This is a genomic window from Trinickia caryophylli, from assembly GCF_034424545.1.
Classification (GTDB): domain Bacteria; phylum Pseudomonadota; class Gammaproteobacteria; order Burkholderiales; family Burkholderiaceae; genus Trinickia; species Trinickia caryophylli.
The window spans coordinates 1,254,877-1,273,253 of sequence record NZ_CP139971.1 but is presented as its reverse complement, the minus strand read 5'-3'; the positions used below and the strand labels follow the sequence as shown (position 1 = coordinate 1,273,253).

Sequence of the window (18,377 nt, the reverse complement as noted above, 5' to 3'; positions counted from 1 at the left end):
TGGGATGGGCGGATCGAGGTCCGCCTTTTCAATGCGGGGACGTGCGTCGACGATCGGGACACGACTACGCGTCCCGACGTGGTTTGGCGATGTGATGCGTGCTTCCGGCCTGGTAAGATGCCGGAAGGACATGGCTGTCGCGGTGTCAGAACTTATGGCGCAGGCCAATCGCGGCTTCGAACAGCGAGTTGAAGCCATAGAACGGCTGGTTCGAGCCGGACGCGGCGGCGAGGGTGGTCCATGCGCCGGTGAGATGGTTGTAGTCCACGCCGACGTAGACATCGGTGCGCTTGCTCAGCAGGTAATCGAGCGTCGGGCCGGTGGTGATGCGCGTGCCACTCTGGCCCGCATGGTGGACGAAGTCGATGTAGAACGGCAGATCGAGTACGAGCGCGGGCGTGATGGTGTACTGAAGCGCCGTGGAGAAGGAGTCGTTGCGATAATCGGCCGGATAGACGTGGCTGTAGATATACGAGCCATACACCTTTGCGGCGCCGAATTTATAGGTCGCGCCCGCCGTGAAGATCTTTTGTGAGCTGTCTGGAATCGTTACGCCGAAGTAGGTGCTGCCGTAGGCAGTCGTCGAAGGATTCAGGCCGCCGATGTTGTTGACGATCTGATAAGCCGCGCCGACGCTCAGCGGGCCGTGGTCATAAGAGAGGCTCACGGCCGGCGATGAGTTCTGGTGGATGCTGCCCGCTGTCTGGCCGAACGTGTACGCACCCTTGAGGGTGAAGCCGGCCAGCGTGGGGGAGGTATAGCGCACGGTGTTGTCGAGACGTCCACCGCCGGTCAGGCCGGCGCCCTGAAAGCCGACCGTGCCAGTGTAATTGGCGAATGCATAGATGTCGTGCATCCAGCCCATTTCGTGCACGAGGGTGTATTGGCGGCCCGCCGTCACCGTGCCGTAGGGCGTGCTGAGCCCGACCATCGCGGTACGGCCGAACAGGCGCGCCGCGCCCGACGGCGTCGATTGCTGCGTCACGCCGGTATTCGGCGTAAAGCCGCCCTCAAGCTGGAAAATGGCGGCCATGCCGCCGCCGAGATCTTCGGTTCCCTGCAGGCCCCAGCGGCTTCCCTGAATCTCGCCGCCGCTACCCATCGTGAAAAGCTTCCCGCCCGATTTGTTCTGGTGGGTGTCGTAGCGCACGGCTTCGTCGATGATGCCGTAGAGGGTCACGCTCGATTGTGCGTGCGCGATCCCGGAAAGGGCCAGTCCAAATCCAGTTAGTATACCTAAAGTATGCTTTTTCACGAATAGATCCCCTTGCAGATTGACGAAAGATGGAAAGCTCCAAACCGGCTGCCGAGTCCTGTCGGCGCGGCATGTCTTTTTACTGAGCGACGCCGCCGTGCATGGCAGCGTCGCCGCACTCTCAGTTCAAAGCGGCGACGGCGGCAGCGATCTTCCTGCAGCCTTCTTCGATGATCTCGATGCTCGTGGCGATCGACATCCGGAAGAAAGGAGAGACGCCATAAGCCGATCCTGCAACCAGTGCGACGCCCGCTTGCTCCAGCAGATACAGCACCACGTCGACGTCGCCTTCGAGGCGCTTGCCCTGGGGCGTGGTGCGGCCGATCATGCCGCTGCAGTTCACATACAGATAGAAGGCGCCGCCGGGCGTCTTGCAACTGATGCCGGGAATCGCGTTGAGCGCTTCGAGCGCGTGGTCGCGCCGTTCGCGATAGGTCCGCACGGATTGCTGCACGAAGCTCTGGTCGCCGGTCAGCGCGGCGAGCGCCGCGGCCTGGCTGATCGAGCTGGCGTTGCTGGTGGATTGCGACTGCAGCGTGTCCATCGCGCCGATCAGATCGGCGGGGCCGGCGGCGTAGCCGATGCGCCAGCCGGTCATCGCGTAAGTCTTGGAGACGCCGTTGACGAGCAGAGTGCGCGAACTGAGTTCGGGTTCGATCGACAGCAGATGCTGCGACGCCTCGCCTTCGAAGCGGATGTGCTCGTAGATGTCGTCCATCATCACCAGCACTTGCGGATGACGCAGCAGCACGTCCGCTAACGCGCGCAGTTCGTCGGCGGTGTAGGTCGCGCCAGTGGGGTTGGTCGGCGAATTGATGATCAGCCAGCGCGTGCGCGGCGTGATCGCCGCTTCGAGGGTGGGGGGTGTGAGCTTGAAACTGTCGGCCTCGGTGCACGGCACGACGACCGGCACGCCGTCGCAGGCGAGCGCCATGTCCGGGTACGACACCCAGTACGGCGCGGGAATCAGGACTTCGTCGCCGGCTTCCACGGTCACGGCGAGCGCGTTGAAGATCGCGTGCTTTGCGCCGCACGTCACGATGATGTGCTTCGGATCGTATGAAAGCCCGTTCTCGCGTTGCAGCTTCGCGGCGATGGCGGCGCGCAGCGCGGGCGTGCCGGCCGTTTGCGTATAGCGTGTCTCGCCACGCTCCATCGCTTCGAAAGCGGCCTGGCGAATGTGCGCCGGCGTGTCGAAGTCGGGTTCGCCGACCACGAGGTTGACGATGGTCTTGCCCTGCCGCCGCAGTTCCGCGGCGCGGTCGGCCGCGGCGCTGCTCGGCGAAGGCTTGATTCGCTGGACGCGGGCGGCGATGCGCGATGCACTCACACTTGACTCCTCAACAGCATTTAACGAGCCTTCACATTAAGCGTGAGAAAAAGTTCAAGCCAAGACGTCTTTCCGCTGGGGCAATAACATCCGCTTATGACACGGCGACACGCGCGCGAGTCCGGCTTTGAAAGCCGTGGTCCATGCGGGAATACGCTGACAGAGCGCCTTTTCCGGCCTGCCGAAGCGAGCGCGGAGTTTTTTAAGCACTGTGCGGCACCCTGCGCTTGCCCTATCATTGTTGCCATCCCCCAACATCCGAGACTCGACTACCGTGAACCTGCGGCGCTTGAAGTACTTCGTGAAGATCGTCGATATCGGCAGCCTGACTCAGGCCGCCGAAGTGCTTCATATCGCCCAGCCGGCGCTGAGCCAGCAGCTGATTACGCTCGAAGACGAGTTCCAGCAGCAACTGCTGGTGCGCACGAAACGGGGCGTCACCGCCACTGAGGCAGGGGCGACGTTGTATCGCCACGCGCAGCTGATCCTGCGTCAGTACGAACAGGCGCAGGCCGACGTAAAAAGCGCGGGCCAGACGCTCTCGGGCCAGGTCTCGGTGGGGCTCGCGCCCGGCACCGGGGCATCGGCGCTGTCGTTGCCGTTGCTGCGCACCGTGCGCGCGCGGCATCCGGACATCCTGCTGTACATCAACGAGAACTTCGGCACGACGCTGAGCGAACTGATCATGAACGGCCGCATGGACATGGCCGTGCTGTATGGCGACAAGCCCGTGCACGGCCTGTCGTTCCAGCTTCTGATGAACGAGGAATTGTTCCTTGTCGCGCCGCGCAGCATGGGCATCACGCAGGAGCAGATCGGCGTGACCGAATTGCGCGACGTGCCTTTGCTGCTGCCGCGTCCGTACAACTATCTGCGCAAATATGTCGACGAAGGCTTCGCGCGCGTGCAGATGATCCCGAAAGTGGTGGCCGAAATCGAATCCGCGTCGACGCTCTCGGCGGCGGTAAGCGCGGGTATCGGCGCGACGATCCTGCCCGATTCCACCGCGCGCGTGGTCGCGGCAGCGGGCGATATCGTGCAGTGCCGGATCGTTTCGCCTGTCATCAAGATTCCGCTTTCGGTCTGTCTGTCCGACCATCTGCCGCTTTCCGAGCCCGCCGCGGCGGTCAAGGACATCCTGCTGGAACTGGCGGGCGATCTCGCGCTCGACGTGCGCTTCGAGCCCGGCGCCGCTACCGCCGATACCGCCGATACATAAGCGCGCCTTATCGCTACAAAGCCAAACCGTCTTGGCGCAATTTTTATGTGACGGATACATTGGGTCCATCGTCGATCGCCCGGCTTGCAGTGAGCCGGCGCGCATCCAACCGGCTACGGACTCAGTGATGGATCTCCAGAAGATTAAGGCGCTTATCGACCTGCTGGCGGAATCGCCGCTTGCCAAGCTCGAAGTCATCGAGGGCGAGGAAAGGGTCAAGCTCGTGAGGGCCAAACGGCGCGCCAGGCAGGCCGAGGCGCCAGCGGGCGAGCAAGCTGCGGCCGCGGCGTTTGCCAGCAGCGTGCAAGGTATGCAAACGCCGCCTGCGGCATCCGCTCAATCAACCGACGCCGACACCGGCGTACCGCGCGAAATCCCCGCAGCGTCCGCCACTTCCGCAACCGCGAAAGAACCGCGACTCGTTCGCGCGCCGATGTTCGGCGTCGTGCATCTGACACCCGCACCAGGCGAGGCGCCCTTCGTGAATGCCGGCGACACGATCGAAGAAGGGCAAGTGCTCTGCACGATCGAAGCGATGAAAATGTTCAACGCGATCGAGTCCGAGTTCAACGGCGCTGTTCTGGAGATTCTCGTGACGCCGGGCAGCGAGGTCGAATCCGGCCAGCCGCTGTTCCGGATCGGCTGACCCATCATGTTCAATAAAGTACTGATCGCCAACCGCGGCGAGATCGCGCTTCGAATCCAGCGCGCCTGCCGCGAACTGGGTCTGCAAACCGTCGCCGTGCATTCGGAGGCCGACGCCGACGCTCGCTACGTGCGTCTCGCCGACGAGGCGCTGTGCATCGGCCCTGCGTCGCCGGGGCAAAGTTATCTGAACCGGACCGCGATCCTGTTCGCTGCGCACGTGAGCGGCGCGCAAGCGATTCATCCGGGTTACGGTTTCCTGTCGGAGAACGCGGATTTCGCATCGCAGGTCGAGGCTGCCGGCATGGCCTTCATCGGCCCTGAACCCGCTTCGATTCGCACCATGGGCGACAAGGTCGCGGCCAAGCGCGCCATGCGCGCGGCGGGCGTACCTTGCGTGCCAGGCCCGGACGGCGGCTTGCCCGACGACCCCACCGACATCCTGCGCGTCGCCGAAGAAATCGGCTATCCGGTGATCGTCAAGGCAGCGGGCGGCGGCGGCGGACGCGGCATGCGCGTCGTGCCCGGTCCCGAACGGTTGCTCGAAGCGGTCTCGGTGACGCGTGAAGAAGCGCGCCGCGCCTTCGGCAAGCCCGAACTCTACGTCGAGAAGTTTCTCGAGCATCCGCGCCACGTCGAAATACAGGTCTTGTGCGATACGCACGGCAATGCGCTGTGGCTGGGTTCGCGCGACTGCTCGCTGCAACGGCGTCATCAGAAGGTATTGGAAGAAGCGCCCGCGCCCGGCATCGATCCGGAACTGATCCGGCAGGTAGGCGAGCGTTGCGTAGAGGCGTGCCGGCAAACGAAATACCGCGGCGCCGGCACCTTCGAATTCCTGTTCGAGAACGATCAGTTCTTCTTCATCGAAATGAATACGCGCTTGCAGGTCGAGCATCCCGTGACGGAAATGACCTCGGGCATCGACATCGTGCGGGAACAGATTCGCATCGCGCAGGGGCACGCATTGACGATTCGTCAATCGGACATTCGCACGCAAGGGCACGCACTGGAATGCCGGATCAATGCCGAAGACCCCTTCACCTTCGTGCCGTGTCCGGGCAAGATTTCCGTGTGGGAAGTGCCGGGCGGCAACGGCGTACGGGTGGACTCGCATATGAGCGGCGGCGCTGTCGTGCCGCCTTATTACGACTCGCTGATCGCCAAGGTGATCACGCACGGCGCAACCCGTGACGAGGCACTGGCGCGCATGCGCCTCGCGCTCTCGGAGATGCGCGTCGAAGGCATTCGCACCAACGTGCCGTTGCATCAGGCCATGCTCGAAGACGAAGGATTCGCCGCAGGCGGGGTCGACATTCATCATCTGGAGCGCTGGCTCGCCAGGAGGAAACAGACATGACGCTGACCGTTGAACATGCGTCGATCGCGTACGCGGACGTCGTCGAACGGCGACGTCCGGATTCACACAGGACTGCCCTTGCAATGAAACAGGACGAATCGGAGCAGCTGCTTCGCATCAGCATGCTGGGCACCACCGCGATGCTGTTCGAAGCACCGGGCGCACTCGATCTGCATGCGCAGCGCCGCATCTGGGCGCTCGCGCGCGAGGTCGAAACATGGCCGTGCGTACGTGAAGCGGTGCCCGGCGTGACCAATCTGATGCTGACGTTTTTCACGCCGCCGGCGGACCTGGATTCGCTCGACGCCGCATTGCGCGACGCATGGGCCGCGGCCGGCGAGTTGCAGATCGACGGACGGGTCGTGGAATTGCCGGTGGAGTACGGCGGCGAGTTCGGGCCGCATCTGCAGGACGTAGTGAATCACACAGGGCTATCCGTCGATGAAGTCGTGCAACTGCACTGCGCGCCGCTCTATACCGTCTATGCGCTCGGCAGCCATCCAGGTTATTGCTATCTCGGCGGCATGGATCCGCGTATCGCCACGCCGCGCCGCAAGGTGCCGGTGCTGGGCTTGCCCGGCGGCGCGGTGTCGATCGGCGGTGTGCAGACGGGTGTGTCGGCATCCGCGGGACCGAGCGGCTGGAACACCATCGGCCATACGTCGATGTCGTTCTTCGACCCGGCGCGCGAGAATCCCGCGACGCTCGCACCCGGCGACATGATCCGGTTTCGCGTCGAGAGGATTGTTCCATGATCGAGATACTGTCTTCGTCAGCGCTCGCGACCGTGCAGGACCAGGGGCGCGAAGGTTATCTGCGCTACGGCGTCGGCACGGCCGGCGCGATGGACCGGCTCGCGCTCGCGGTCGGCAACCTGTTGCTCGGCAATCCGGACGACGCGGCCGGCATCGAGATTCCGATGTTCCCGTTTCGCATCCGCTTCCTCGAAGACCTTGCCTTCGCGATTACCGGCGCCGATTGCGCGGCGCGCCTAGGCGAGCGGCCGGTGTTGCCGTGGTGGACGGTGCAGGCCAAACAGGGGGACGTGCTGACTATCGGCGTGCCTTCCAGCGGTACGCGTTGCTACCTCTCGCTTGCAGGCGGCGTGGACGTGCCGGTGGTGCTCGGCTCGCGCAGCACGCAGCTGCGCGGTCAGTTCGGCGGCTACAACGGCCGTCAACTGCAGAAAGGCGATGTGCTGAAAGCAGTGGACCCGGCCGAGCGCGCAGTGTCGAAAGAGGCAGTGCACGCCGCGGGATTCGGCACCGTGCCGCCCGAGTACTCGTTGCCGGCGCCGTTGTCCGTTCCCGCCGCCGAGCCGGGCGAAACCGCGGTCCGCGTGCTGCCCGCCGCCGAGTACGATTCCTATGAGCCGCAATCACTGGAAGCGTTCTGGCGCGATGGCTGGAAAGTGACGCCGCAGAGCGATCGCTACGGGTATCGCCTCGCCGGTCCGTCGTTGGTCGCGACGCATGCGATCGAGAAACGCTCGCACGGGATTGTGCCTGGCGTGATCCAGGTGCCGCATAGCGGACAGCCGATCATTCAATTGCGGGATGCACAGCCCTCGGGTGGCTATCCGAAGATCGGCACGGTGATCGAAGCAGATTTGTGGCGGCTCGCGCAGGCGCGCATCGGTACGAAGATTCGCTTCGTTCAGACGACCTATCCGGAAGCCGTCGCGGCACTGGACGAACTGAACGCCTATCTCGTCAAGGTGCGCAATCTCGTTGAGCTCTTTCGTCCTTCCCGACACTGAAACATGACCCAAAATAACGAAGTGGATATCGGCGAGCTTCGGCAGATCACGTCGTGGCTGGCAGCGGTCGGTGTCGAGTTCATCGAAATCAGCAAACCCGGGACGAGGGTTCGTTTGACGCTGGAGCAGCCCGAGTGTGCGGCCGATGCAAGCGCGACGGAGCAAAACGTCGCCCCCGCGGTTTCAGCTGCGGCAAACGCGAGCGTGTCGAGGAACAGCGCGCAGCCGCAAACCGTCAACGTGAGCGCCAGTTCCGCCGGCATCTTTCTGACGATGCATCCGGCGCGCTCGACGCCCCTGGTCGAAGCGGGTGCTCAGGTGAAACCGGGCGACATCGTAGGCTTGCTGCAGATTGCGCAGTTGTGCGTTCCGGTGACCGCGCCGATTGACGGCGTGGTGACGCGCACGCTTGCCGCGCACGGAACGACGGTCGGGTATGGAACCCCCTTGCTCGAGCTCTCGCCCGCGGCGTAGCGCAATCAAACAACGGAGTGTGAATTGTGGAAATCGATCTGAACGCGGACCTTGGTGAAGGCTTTGGACCGTACACCATGGGCGAGGACGAAGCGATGCTCGATATCGTGTCGTCGGCCAACGTCGCGTGCGGCTATCATGCGGGCGACCCCGTGATCATGGACAAGACCGTGCGGATGGCGTTGGCGCGCCAGATCGACGTCGGCGCGCACGTGGGCTTCCCCGATCTGATGGGTTTCGGCCGCCGGCAGATTCAGGCCGATCCGCTGGAACTGGCGAACTATGTGGTGTATCAGATGGGCGCGCTCGCCGGCATTGCAAAAGCGGCGGGGCATCGCGTCACGCACATGAGCTTTCACGGCGCGTTGGGCAACATGGCCGCGGCGTCGTATGAACTGGCCGAGCCGCTGGTGCGGGCGGTTGCCGAGTTCGACCGCGATGTGATCATCAGCGTCTCGACGAACACGAAGATCGAGCGAGCCGCGGATCGCATCGGCGTTCGCACGGCCAATACGTTTCTCGCCGACCGCGCCTACGACGATCAGGGTGCGCTGGTGTCGCGTAAGCTCGAAGGCGCGGTCATCAAGGACCGCGCGGCCGTGCTGGCGCGTGTCAAGGCGTTGCTCGAAGAGGGCAGTATCACGACGATTACCGGCAACAAGCTCAAGATGCCGGTCCAATCGATCCTGCTGCATGGCGACACGCCGGGCGCCGTCGACCTCGCGCGCACGGTGCGCGGCGTGATCGAATCGGCGGGCGGCCGGGTGGTGCCGGTGTCGAAGCTCATGCGCTAGGCGGCGCGTTGCCGGCCCATGCTAGCCCGCTCGTCGGCCAACCATAAGCCGGTCTTATCGCGACAAAGCCAATCCGTCTTTGCCCCGCGTTTTCACGGCGTATACATTGGTAACAGGCCTGTCGCACGCCTCGAAGGTGCGGCATTTCAGAACTACAGATAGAGGTCATTCATGCCGTTTTCAGACTATAAGACCGCGCTGGTTACGGGCGCTTCGACAGGGATGGGTGCTGCGATCGTCGAGCGCTTCCGCCGTGAAGGACTCGAAGTGCATGCGCTTGCCCGCAACGCCGATCGTCTGAATGAGCTGGCGGAACGCACCGGTTGCATTGCGCACGCGATCGACGTGCGCGATCTGGAAGCGCTGACGAAACTCACGCAGGAAGTGCCGTTCGATATCGTCGTGAACAATGCGGGCGTATCGACCAAGGGTTCGATTCTGGATGCCGGCGCCGACGATATCGACTTGCAGGTGGAAGTGAATCTGCAAGCGGTTCTGCATCTCGTGCGCCTTACCATGCCCGGCATGGTCGAGCGGGATCGCGGCCATATCGTCAACATCAGCTCGATCGCGGGCATCTATACCTTCAACGGCAACTCCATTTATAGCGCCACGAAGGCAGGTATTCACGCGCTGTCGCGCCAGTTGCGCGTCGATGCGACCGGCAGGCGCGTGCGTGTGACGGAGATCTGCCCGGGCCGTGTCGCTACCGATATCTTCGGCCACGTGCATGGCGATATCGAAGAAGCGCGTAAGAAGTTCATCGACGGCTTCGAACTGCCGCTGCCTTCCGATATCGCCGATGCCATCGCCTTCGCGATCGCCGCGCCGTTGGCGGTCAACATCAGCAATATGGAAATCCTGCCCACGCTGCAGGTTCCGGGTGGGCTGACCACGATCAAACGCGATCCGGCTGGCAACGACGCTTAACGCCACGCATGCCTCTGCGCGCGCAGGCTCGGTGGCGCCGCTGCTGGCGGCGCGCGGCCCGATCCTACGCGCGCGAGCACGCCCAACCTTCATGCCGACGTCGCGGCGCTTCCATTGCATTCGCGAGATATCGAGCGCGCTGACCCACGAGGTCGGCACGCACGGCGAAATCCATTAAGACTCTCGCGCCGCCAGCGGCCCATGCGCAAGAGACATCACCCGAGTTCAACAAGGAGGTTTTCCATGCGTGCATCGGTACTAGTTACCCGTGCGTCATTTCCGGATATCGTCGATCGCCTGCGCGCGAACTTCGACGTGACCGACAACCCGGAAGATACGATCTGGACGCAGCAGGAACTGATCGCCCGGTTGCAGGGCAAAGTGGGCGCCATGACCGCGGGCAGCGACCGGATCGACGCCACCTTGCTCGACGCCTGCCCGCAACTCAAGGCGGTGTGCAATATCGGCGTCGGCTACAACAACGTAGACGTGGAAGCCTGCACGGCGCGCGGCGTGCTGGTGACGAATACGCCCGACGTGCTCACCGGCACCACCGCCGACTTCGGCTTCGCGCTGATGATGGCAACGGCGCGGCGCATCACCGAGTCGGAACGCTTCCTGCGCGCCGGCGAATGGACCAAGACCGGGCGCTACGACATGTTCGTCGGGGGCGACGTGCATGGATCGACGCTCGGCATTCTCGGCATGGGCCGCATCGGCCAGGCCATCGCACGACGCGGCGCATTCGGTTTCGACATGCGCGTGATCTATCACAACCGTTCCCAACTGACTCCCGAGGTCGAAGCGAACTGCAAGGCCCGCTACGTCGACAAGGAGACGCTGCTGCGCGAGTCCGATCACCTGATCGTGGTGGTGCCGTATTCGGCCAGCTCGCATCATGCGATCGGCGCGGCGGAACTCAAGCAGATGAAGTCGTCAGCCACGCTGACCAATATCGCTCGCGGCGGCGTAGTGGACGATGCGGCTCTGGCCGTGGCGCTTCACGAAGGCAGCATCGCGGCGGCCGGTCTGGACGTATTCGAATGCGAGCCGGTGGTCTGTCCAGCGCTGCTCGCGCAAAAGAACGTGGTGCTGACGCCGCACATCGGCAGCGCGTCCGTCAGCACGCGGCGCGCGATGGCCTCGCTTTGCGCAGACAATTTGATCGCCGCGCTGGGTGTCGGCGCCTCGGCCGGCAAGCCGCCGACGCCAGTGAATCCGCAAGTGCTGGCTCGCCCAAGCGCGGCTGCCTGAGCGAAGACCGCCGCGGCAGGCCGCGCCGGGCACCGTTTCACGAGAATTTGTGCGCGCCAGAAAAAAGGCGCGCATCCACTGATGAGGCGTCCAAAGAGGCGCTGCATACAGGAGACAAACACCATGCAACTGCACGCCTGCTCCCCTGCCGGAAACCCTCCCGCTTCATCATTCCCGAAACTTATTGCACCAGAAGAAAGGCCTCTGCAACGCCCTTTTTTTGCGAGCTAGTATCAATTCAACACGAGAGTTGACGGCGACTCCCGCAGGAAATAACGATGCCGCCGCAGGTCGATTCAGACCGGCGTCATCGCTTCGATCCGAGCCATGGGGATGGGCAACATGAAACTTCATTTTGATCTGGCGACAGTGCTGCAAGGTGACTACGGCGCGCTGTTCCTTCGCGGGATCGAGCTCACGCTCGCAATGGCCGCGTTGGCGTGGGCGCTCTCGCTGGTGGTGGGCATTCTTCTCACGCTGATCCGCCTGACCAACAATCGTATCGCCACGGCCTTCGTCGCGACGTTCGTCGCCTACCATCGCAATGTGCCGATGCTGGTTCAGATCCTGTTCTGGTACTTCGGCATTTCGAACATCTTGCCGGACTCGCTGCAAACGGTGCTGAACCACTACAACGGTCAGTTCATCTTCGCGGTGATCGCGATCGGTTTGTGCAGTGCGGCTTATCTCTGCGAAGACATTCGCAGCGGGCTGCGCGCGATTTCCTACGGTCAGTACGAAGCCTCGCGCGCGTTGGGTCTGAACTTCCTGAACGGCATGCGCTTCGTGATTCTGCCGCAAGCGCTGCGCAACGCGATTCCGCCGATGGTCAATCACGCGGTCCTGCTGTTCAAGAACACGAGTCTCGCCATGGCGATCGGCGCCGCGGAGTTGACGTATGTGACACGGCAGATAGAGAACGAAACCTTCCTGTCGTTCGAATCGTATTTCGTCGCTACCGTGGTGTATCTCGGTTTGTCGCTCGTCATCATGCTGGGCGGCGCGAAAATCGCAATGCACTACCGCATTCCGGGAGTGAAGTGACATGTTCGACATCCTGCGCGACAACTGGACGCTGCTGCTCATCGGGCAGTATCCGCATGGGCCGCTAGGCGGCATCGTGCTGACGATACTGTTGTCGCTGTCGGCACTCGTGATTGCCTTTCCCCTGGGGATTCTGGTCGCCCTGGCGCGGATCAGCCCGCTCCGCTTTCTGCGGGCGCCGGCCACCGGACTCGTCTACATGGTGCGCGGCATTCCGCTGCTGATGGTGATCTTCTGGGTGTACTTTCTCGTGCCCGTGCTGACCGGTTATCCGGTCACCGGATTCGTCACGATGCTGTGCGCGCTGGTGATCTACGACTCCGCGTATCTCGGCGAGATCATCCGTGCGGGCATCGAGGGATTGCCGAAAGGGCAGGCCGAAGCGTCGCGTGCGCTCGGCATGAGCTACATGAAGACCATGCGCGCGGTGATCCTGCCGCAAGCGCTCTACAACGTGGTGCCGAGCATGGTCACGCAGTTCGTGTCGACCATCAAGGAGACGTCGCTCGGCTACATCATCAACGTGCAGGAGATCTCCTTCGCGGCGGATCAGATTAACAACCGGCTGCTGACGAAGCCGTTTCCGGTGTACCTGATTCTCGCCTTGAGCTACTTCGCCCTCTGTTATGCGCTGACGCAGTTGGCGCAGTACCTGGAGCGGCGCGTGACCCGCAAGCGTGCCGGTGTCGTGGCGAAGACCCGCAAGGCTGACGCTGTCGCGCTGGCCGATCCGCTGCCCACCGAGAACTAGGCGTTCAATCATTTCGAGGTATTTCGCATGATCAAGTTTTCCAGCGTCAACAAATGGTACGGCGAATATCACGCTCTCGTGGATGTGAACGCCGAGGTTCGCAAAGGCGAGGTGGTGGTGGTGTGCGGGCCGTCGGGTTCCGGCAAGTCGACCTTGATTCGCACCGTCAACCGGCTCGAGGAGATCAACCGCGGCCAGATCTTTTTCGATGGTCAGGACATTCATGACAAGAAGCTGGGTCTGAATGCATACCGTAGCCGCGTCGGTTTCGTGTTCCAGCAGTTCAACCTGTTTCCACATTTGTCCGTGCTGGACAACATCACGCTGTCGCCGATGCGTGTGAATGGCCTCAAGCGAGCGGAAGCGGAGCGCAAAGCGGCGGATTTGCTGTCGCGCGTGGGTCTGTCGAACAAGGCCAAGGCGTTCCCGCCGCAGTTGTCCGGTGGCCAGCAGCAACGCGTCGCGATTGCGCGAGCACTGGCGATGGATCCGCCGGCCATGCTATTCGACGAACCAACCAGCGCGCTCGACCCTGAAATGGTCGGCGAAGTGCTGAACGTGATGAAGAGTCTCGCGCAGGAAGGCATGACGATGATGTGCGTCACGCACGAAATGGGCTTTGCGCGTGAAGTCGCCGATCGCGTATGGTTCATGGATGCAGGGAAGATTCTCGAAACGGCGGAACCGGAAGAGTTCTTTTTGCGTCCGAAGTACGAGCGCGCGCAGCGATTCCTGTCCGACCTTCGTACACATTGAGGCAAGAGGTTCGCCACGGTAGTTCAGTTTGCCCACCTTCGATCAGCAATGGGTTGCTTTACACATACACTTCAGGAGCATCACGATGCAGGCAAAGAAAATTTTCTCGGGGATGCTGGTGGTTGGCGGCGCGCTTGCGTCGATTGCCCCGGCCCACGCTGATCAATTGGCCGACATCAAGACTCACGGCGAATTGAGTTGTGGCGTCTATTCGAATGTGGAGCCGTTCTCGTATCCAAATGCGCAGACGCGTCAGCTCGAAGGCATGGACGTGGACCTCTGCAACGCCGTGGCGAAACAACTGGGCGTGAAGGCGAAGCTGGAGCCGCTGGCGGTGGAAGCACGCATTCCACAATTGAAGCTGGGGCGCGTCGATATCGTGGTGGCGAACCTGGCGTATACGAAGACCCGCGCCACGCAGATTGCCTTCAGCGATTCGTACTATTCCACCAAAGAAGTTCTGGTTGTGAAGAAGGCCGACGCCAGCAAGAAACTGGCTGATTTCACGGGGCAAAAGATCAGCGCCGCCGACGGCTCGACGTCCGCGCAGTCGATTCCGATTTCGATCAAGGATGGCCAGGCGGTCACTTTCCACGATACCAGTTCGGCGTTTCTCGCACTCGAGCAGAACAAGGTGAAGGGCTTCGTGACCAACCAGATGACCGCCACGAAGATCGCCAAGCAGGTGGACGGCACGGACGGCGCGGTGGCGATCGCGTCGGAGCCGATGCTGATCGAGCCGATAGCGGTCGGCCTGCGGCAGAACGAGCCGGCCATGCTGAGCGCGGTCAACAAGGCGCTCGCTACGCTGGAACAGAGCGGCGAGATGAGCACGATCTTCAACAAGTGGCTCGGACCGAAGACGCCTTACGGTCTGACTCGCACAGACAAGGTCACACCGATCAACCAGCTCAAGTTCACGCCGGTGTCCTGAAGCGAAAAGCGTGCGACGTTGCGGTGCGCCTTGCGCGACGCACCGTGCCTGTTGAGTGGCCGGTGCGATCCGGCCGATCGTCAGCCGGAACAACGTGGCTGGATTGTGCAACGTGACAGATAAGATAGTGGTGATGGGCGTGTCGGGCTCGGGCAAATCGACGCTCGCGCGCGAATTGGCGCTTGCACTGGCGGGCGTTTTCATCGAAGGGGACGAGCACCATTCGGCGCAATGCCGCGACAAGATGTGCCGCGGAATCGCCTTGTGCGACAGTGATCGCGAGCCATGGCTGGATCGTCTCGCCGCGAAGATGGACGCGAGTCAAGGCGCCGTCGTGCTGTCCTGTTCGGCATTGAAGCGGGGCTACCGCGAGCGGTTGCGCGCGCGTGTCGCCGGGCTACGCTTCGTATTTCTCGACATTTCCCTGTCGGTCGCGATTGCGCGTGTGGCGGGACGCACCGATCATGAGTTTCCCGCGACGCTGGTCGCCGATCAGTTCGATACGCTCGAGCCGCCTGTGGGCGAGGCTGGTGTGCTGCATCTTTTCGCGTCGCGAGACTGCGCTTGCAACCTGACAGAGGTCATGCAATGGTTGAGCAGTCCCGCCGAAGCGCCATGGAAATCGGAAGAAATAGAATCAAGGAGAGGTTGACTTGGACAGCAATCTGAACATGTTCGATCTGTCGGGGCGTTGTGCTCTGGTCACGGGATCGAGTACCGGAATCGGTTACGCGCTTGCGAAAGGATTGGCCGGCGCGGGGGCCGAAATCATTCTGAACGGTCGCAGCGAGGCGCGCCTTGCCGAGGCGGTCAGCCGTATGCGTGACGAGGGCGCCACTGTCCACTCCGCGAGTTTCGACGTGACATCGGCAGACGACGTGCAAAAGGCGATCGCCAACATCGAGCGCGAAATCGGCGCAATCGACGTTCTCGTCAACAACGCGGGCATGCAGCGTCGCGCGCCGCTCGAACAGTTTTCCCACGAGCAGTGGCAGGAACTGATGAAGACCAACGTCGACAGCGTGTTTCTGGTCGGACAGGCGGTGGCACGCCATATGATCGAGCGGCAACGCGGCAAGATCATCAACATCTGTTCGGTGCAAAGCGAACTCGGCCGTCCCAACATTGCGGCCTACACCGCGAGCAAGGGTGCCGTGAAGATGCTGACGAAAGGCATGGCAATCGACTGGGGTCAACATGGCATCCAGGTGAATGGTCTCGGTCCGGGCTACTTCAAGACCGAGTTGACCGAGGCGCTCGTCAAGGACGCGACCTTCAGCAAGTGGCTGATCGGCCGTACGCCGTCGCGCCGTTGGGGCGATGTGGAAGATCTCGTCGGCGCGGCGGTGTTCCTGGCTAGCAGCGCTTCCAACTTCGTAAATGGACACGTACTTTACGTGGACGGCGGCGTGACCGCTACGCTATAGCGTAGCAGTTGGGGCGCCTCCGTGTGTTGCGAGTGTCCGAGGTTTGATGGAGCCGCTCTTGGGGTGACATGCGCGAGCATCCGGTCACACATGTCGCCGCTCCTTCGGCGGGTTGAAAAAAATGCTCAAACGGAGGCAGCCCCCAGGCAGCGCGGATTTTCGTCCGCCTCTCTTTTGTGCGCTATCGGTAATGCAATGCGATGGAGTCAACGCTCCCTGTCGGTGTCCGAGGAAGTATGTGAGCTCCATCGATCATCGTCCAACAAGACCTTAAACAGACGCTCCCGCTGTCTCTCTGAGAGGGGATTGAGCCCCAACAGCGTGGTGTACGCTAGGCCGCGCGCCGCAAAGAGACGCAGGAGAGCGATGTCGGGATCTTTGGCTTCGCTTCGGATTTTCCGCGTGTTTGCCGAGTCCTGACTGCTGATTTCACTTAGCAGGTTTGGATCCTCCACGAGGGCTGCCAGAATGGCTCTCGCGACTGAGTTCGGTTGATTGATCGACTCTCGCGTCACCGCGATCTGGCACGACAGTGTTGGTTCAGGAAGCGCGCTCCCCTTCGTAGACAGAAAACTGTTGGCAAAGGACTCAAAATATTCTTGTTGGTGAGCAAGCAAGGCTTTGAGGATGGCAGTTTTATTACGAAACTGATGCAACAAACCGCCTTTACTGATTCCGCTCTCGCGCGACAGTGCGTCAAAGGTCAATGCCGCGGGCCCATCTTTTGTGAGGATTGCCAGTGCGGCCTGAATGGCCGCGTTTCGGGATTGCGCCGAACGAGTGGGATTATCCATGTGTTCCTGTGAGACGTGGGGTCCATCCGCACGAACTGTACTCCGTGGGAACGTTCGTGTGAAAACCGCAAGCTTATCAGATGAACCGCCCTGGAAATCCTATCGATCAACTGGTCGAATTGCCGCGACGCGACGCCAATGTTGCCAGATTGCGGGTAGTGGTTTTCCTGTTTTCAGGATGCCAGCGCTGACATCCACGGCCACTCGCCTTGACCTTCTGATCGTCGATTTCGCGCATCAGTGTCGTCTGGCTGTGGTTTGCGACCAATAACACGGTCCCCTGCGAGATCAGGTTGCCCTATGTATCACGCAGTGCAGTCAATCGGATGACGTCCGCTTGCACTGCGCCGGCCATGTCGATCTAACCGGCTTTTACCCGTTGCCAGAGGTTCGACACCACGCATTCTTCGGGCTCGTCCATCTTTTGCTGCATGAGTTGCCGAGATGCTCGCCAAACCCGCCTTCAGCTTGGTCGAAATCGGTGGATGGGGGGCGGCGCGACTGCGGCGACGAGGTGGGCCAATGCGCGCATGTTCAAGCGTTAATGAAACTCAGCGACCAATGCGTCCGCTCCCTTGTCGATGCCGGTCTTCGCGGCACCCAATGAACCGAAGGCTGCAGGAAGATTCATCGCATTGGGATACTGTTTCGAAACGTACGCTTTTAACAGTTGACCGCTGACGCTGTCATAGACCTCCACCGCGTACGACACGGAACCGCTAAATGCACCCTGACCGCCGCGGATGGATTGCACACCGTTATAGAGATTGCCCGCAAGATCGAAATGCATGAATTGCCCAACCAACGCCGTAGTTTTCTCGGCGCCCGTCAATGTCAGTTTGACCCGCAAGGTGTTGGGACCGGGCTGCTGCACGACGCTGAACCTGGTCGCCAGCTTTCCCGAGAACGTTTTTCCCATGTAGCTGGCAAGCGCCGAGCGGTCCTCGCTTTTTATATCGCCAAACTGATTGTCAGCGCCCTGGTAAATCACCACCGGATCTACTATGACCTTCGTGTAGCGCGACCAGACGACGGGGGCCGTAAATTGATAGGGCACCTTGCCCGAGTTATCACCGGCGTTCCGTGTCATCTGCGGCGAAGATGAAATCCCACTATAGGCCACGGGCTGCACACCTGCGCACGCGGTCAAAGTCAGTGCCGCGGCGGCGGAGAGGAATATTGCGACGGAGTTTTTCTTAAGCACTTTGTGGTCCTGTAACGAGAATCGGGGATGGGATAAGGTCGTTCGAAGCGGTGCCGATGACGTCGAACAGTACCACTGCCAGTGTCATTTGTAAACCGGACATACGGCTTGTTTATGAGATTTGGCATGGATCCTAGCTCAGTCCTCATCGCAAGCCTCTTATACTGACGGTTGGCGCGGCCGCATAGTCGTCTGTTCAGGGCACCGAACTGCTCACCAGAGAGCATGTCCTACGGAGCCTGTCATCGTTGCAAGCAGTAGATTCACAAAATTTGTTTCGCGCCAACAGGCGGGCAGACCCACGCGCGCCCTCGGATGGTGCCGCTGGATTACTAACGGCAAGCGCTGCCACGGACCTGCCTTCTCCATCTCGGCAAGGAAGCATGCGCATCGTTACTCGCTTCCTGCCAGCAGTTTCCGGCGCCGTGAAGCCACTCTGCCTTTCAT

General features: G+C 61.7%; 19 protein-coding genes. 15 read left to right on the top strand and 4 right to left on the bottom strand.

Features of this window, described 5'->3' with window-relative positions:
• Positions 1 to 145 precede the first annotated feature (145 nt).
• Complete coding sequence (locus U0034_RS24905; protein WP_249037216.1) at positions 146 to 1,255, bottom strand: porin; 1,110 nt, start codon at positions 1,253 to 1,255, stop codon at positions 146 to 148.
• A gap of 121 nt (positions 1,256 to 1,376) precedes the next feature.
• On the bottom strand, positions 1,377 to 2,585 hold the full coding sequence (locus U0034_RS24900; RefSeq protein ID WP_085230648.1) for an aspartate transaminase: 1,209 nt from the start codon (positions 2,583 to 2,585) through the stop codon (positions 1,377 to 1,379).
• 274 nt (positions 2,586 to 2,859) lie between these two features.
• On the opposite strand from U0034_RS24900, the gene nac reads away from it, so the two are divergent.
• From nac to U0034_RS24825, 15 genes are all read left to right on the top strand, one after another.
• The gene (nac, locus tag U0034_RS24895) at positions 2,860 to 3,804 is read left to right on the top strand and encodes a nitrogen assimilation transcriptional regulator NAC (protein WP_085230649.1); all 945 of its coding nucleotides are present in this window, start codon (positions 2,860 to 2,862) and stop codon (positions 3,802 to 3,804) included.
• A 127-nt stretch (positions 3,805 to 3,931) separates the two neighbouring features.
• Positions 3,932 to 4,450, top strand: coding sequence for an acetyl-CoA carboxylase biotin carboxyl carrier protein (gene accB / locus U0034_RS24890; protein ID WP_085230650.1), 519 nt, complete (start codon positions 3,932 to 3,934; stop codon positions 4,448 to 4,450).
• Positions 4,451 to 4,456: 6 nt separating this feature from the next.
• Positions 4,457 to 5,809 carry an acetyl-CoA carboxylase biotin carboxylase subunit gene (accC, locus tag U0034_RS24885; protein WP_085230651.1) on the top strand — a complete coding sequence of 451 codons (1,353 nt, stop codon included), beginning with the start codon at positions 4,457 to 4,459 and terminating at the stop codon, positions 5,807 to 5,809.
• Positions 5,810 to 5,892: 83 nt separating this feature from the next.
• Complete coding sequence (pxpB, locus tag U0034_RS24880; RefSeq protein WP_233212088.1) at positions 5,893 to 6,564, top strand: 5-oxoprolinase subunit PxpB; 672 nt, start codon at positions 5,893 to 5,895, stop codon at positions 6,562 to 6,564.
• A complete protein-coding gene (locus U0034_RS24875; protein WP_085230653.1) occupies positions 6,561 to 7,568 on the top strand; it encodes a 5-oxoprolinase subunit C family protein in 1,008 nt (335 codons plus the stop codon). The genes pxpB and U0034_RS24875 overlap by 4 nt, the downstream gene beginning before the upstream one ends.
• A gap of 3 nt (positions 7,569 to 7,571) precedes the next feature.
• Positions 7,572 to 8,042 carry an acetyl-CoA carboxylase biotin carboxyl carrier protein gene (locus U0034_RS24870; RefSeq protein WP_085230654.1) on the top strand — a complete coding sequence of 157 codons (471 nt, stop codon included), beginning with the start codon at positions 7,572 to 7,574 and terminating at the stop codon, positions 8,040 to 8,042.
• Positions 8,043 to 8,068: 26 nt separating this feature from the next.
• Complete coding sequence (locus U0034_RS24865; protein ID WP_085230655.1) at positions 8,069 to 8,836, top strand: LamB/YcsF family protein; 768 nt, start codon at positions 8,069 to 8,071, stop codon at positions 8,834 to 8,836.
• Positions 8,837 to 9,007: 171 nt separating this feature from the next.
• Positions 9,008 to 9,766, top strand: coding sequence for an SDR family oxidoreductase (locus tag U0034_RS24860; RefSeq protein WP_085230656.1), 759 nt, complete (start codon positions 9,008 to 9,010; stop codon positions 9,764 to 9,766).
• A gap of 243 nt (positions 9,767 to 10,009) precedes the next feature.
• Positions 10,010 to 11,020, top strand: coding sequence for a 2-hydroxyacid dehydrogenase (locus U0034_RS24855; protein ID WP_085230657.1), 1,011 nt, complete (start codon positions 10,010 to 10,012; stop codon positions 11,018 to 11,020).
• A gap of 342 nt (positions 11,021 to 11,362) precedes the next feature.
• Positions 11,363 to 12,064, top strand: coding sequence for an amino acid ABC transporter permease (locus U0034_RS24850; protein WP_085230706.1), 702 nt, complete (start codon positions 11,363 to 11,365; stop codon positions 12,062 to 12,064).
• A gap of 1 nt (position 12,065) precedes the next feature.
• Positions 12,066 to 12,815, top strand: coding sequence for an amino acid ABC transporter permease (locus tag U0034_RS24845; protein ID WP_085230658.1), 750 nt, complete (start codon positions 12,066 to 12,068; stop codon positions 12,813 to 12,815).
• Positions 12,816 to 12,842: 27 nt separating this feature from the next.
• Entirely contained in the window at positions 12,843 to 13,571 is a 729-nt protein-coding gene (locus U0034_RS24840) for an amino acid ABC transporter ATP-binding protein (RefSeq protein ID WP_085230659.1), read from the top strand.
• A gap of 28 nt (positions 13,572 to 13,599) precedes the next feature.
• A complete protein-coding gene (locus U0034_RS24835) occupies positions 13,600 to 14,505 on the top strand; it encodes a transporter substrate-binding domain-containing protein (RefSeq protein WP_233212089.1) in 906 nt (301 codons plus the stop codon).
• A gap of 112 nt (positions 14,506 to 14,617) precedes the next feature.
• Complete coding sequence (locus tag U0034_RS24830) at positions 14,618 to 15,157, top strand: gluconokinase (protein ID WP_233212090.1); 540 nt, start codon at positions 14,618 to 14,620, stop codon at positions 15,155 to 15,157.
• A 19-nt stretch (positions 15,158 to 15,176) separates the two neighbouring features.
• Complete coding sequence (locus U0034_RS24825) at positions 15,177 to 15,932, top strand: glucose 1-dehydrogenase (RefSeq protein ID WP_085230707.1); 756 nt, start codon at positions 15,177 to 15,179, stop codon at positions 15,930 to 15,932.
• 206 nt (positions 15,933 to 16,138) lie between these two features.
• On the opposite strand, the gene U0034_RS24820 is transcribed toward U0034_RS24825, so the two are convergent.
• A complete protein-coding gene (locus tag U0034_RS24820) occupies positions 16,139 to 16,726 on the bottom strand; it encodes a TetR/AcrR family transcriptional regulator (protein WP_085230662.1) in 588 nt (195 codons plus the stop codon).
• A 541-nt stretch (positions 16,727 to 17,267) separates the two neighbouring features.
• Complete coding sequence (locus U0034_RS24815; protein WP_085230663.1) at positions 17,268 to 17,930, bottom strand: DUF3313 domain-containing protein; 663 nt, start codon at positions 17,928 to 17,930, stop codon at positions 17,268 to 17,270.
• Between the last annotated feature and the right edge of the window lie 447 nt (positions 17,931 to 18,377).

What these genes read in the sequence shown, in the direction of transcription:
- U0034_RS24855 (WP_085230657.1), top strand. Translation starts at nt 10,010, where the DNA reads ATGCGTGCATCGGTACTAGTTACCCGTGCGTCATTTCCGGATATCGTC.
- U0034_RS24875 (WP_085230653.1), top strand. Translation starts at nt 6,561, where the DNA reads ATGATCGAGATACTGTCTTCGTCAGCGCTCGCGACCGTGCAGGACCAG.
- U0034_RS24845 (WP_085230658.1), top strand. Translation starts at nt 12,066, where the DNA reads ATGTTCGACATCCTGCGCGACAACTGGACGCTGCTGCTCATCGGGCAG.
- U0034_RS24825 (WP_085230707.1), top strand. Translation starts at nt 15,177, where the DNA reads ATGTTCGATCTGTCGGGGCGTTGTGCTCTGGTCACGGGATCGAGTACC.
- accC (WP_085230651.1), top strand. Translation starts at nt 4,457, where the DNA reads ATGTTCAATAAAGTACTGATCGCCAACCGCGGCGAGATCGCGCTTCGA.
- U0034_RS24860 (WP_085230656.1), top strand. Translation starts at nt 9,008, where the DNA reads ATGCCGTTTTCAGACTATAAGACCGCGCTGGTTACGGGCGCTTCGACA.
- U0034_RS24850 (WP_085230706.1), top strand. Translation starts at nt 11,363, where the DNA reads ATGAAACTTCATTTTGATCTGGCGACAGTGCTGCAAGGTGACTACGGC.
- U0034_RS24840 (WP_085230659.1), top strand. Translation starts at nt 12,843, where the DNA reads ATGATCAAGTTTTCCAGCGTCAACAAATGGTACGGCGAATATCACGCT.
- accB (WP_085230650.1), top strand. Translation starts at nt 3,932, where the DNA reads ATGGATCTCCAGAAGATTAAGGCGCTTATCGACCTGCTGGCGGAATCG.
- U0034_RS24870 (WP_085230654.1), top strand. Translation starts at nt 7,572, where the DNA reads ATGACCCAAAATAACGAAGTGGATATCGGCGAGCTTCGGCAGATCACG.
- pxpB (WP_233212088.1), top strand. Translation starts at nt 5,893, where the DNA reads ATGAAACAGGACGAATCGGAGCAGCTGCTTCGCATCAGCATGCTGGGC.
- U0034_RS24820 (WP_085230662.1), bottom strand. Translation starts at nt 16,726, where the DNA reads ATGGATAATCCCACTCGTTCGGCGCAATCCCGAAACGCGGCCATTCAG.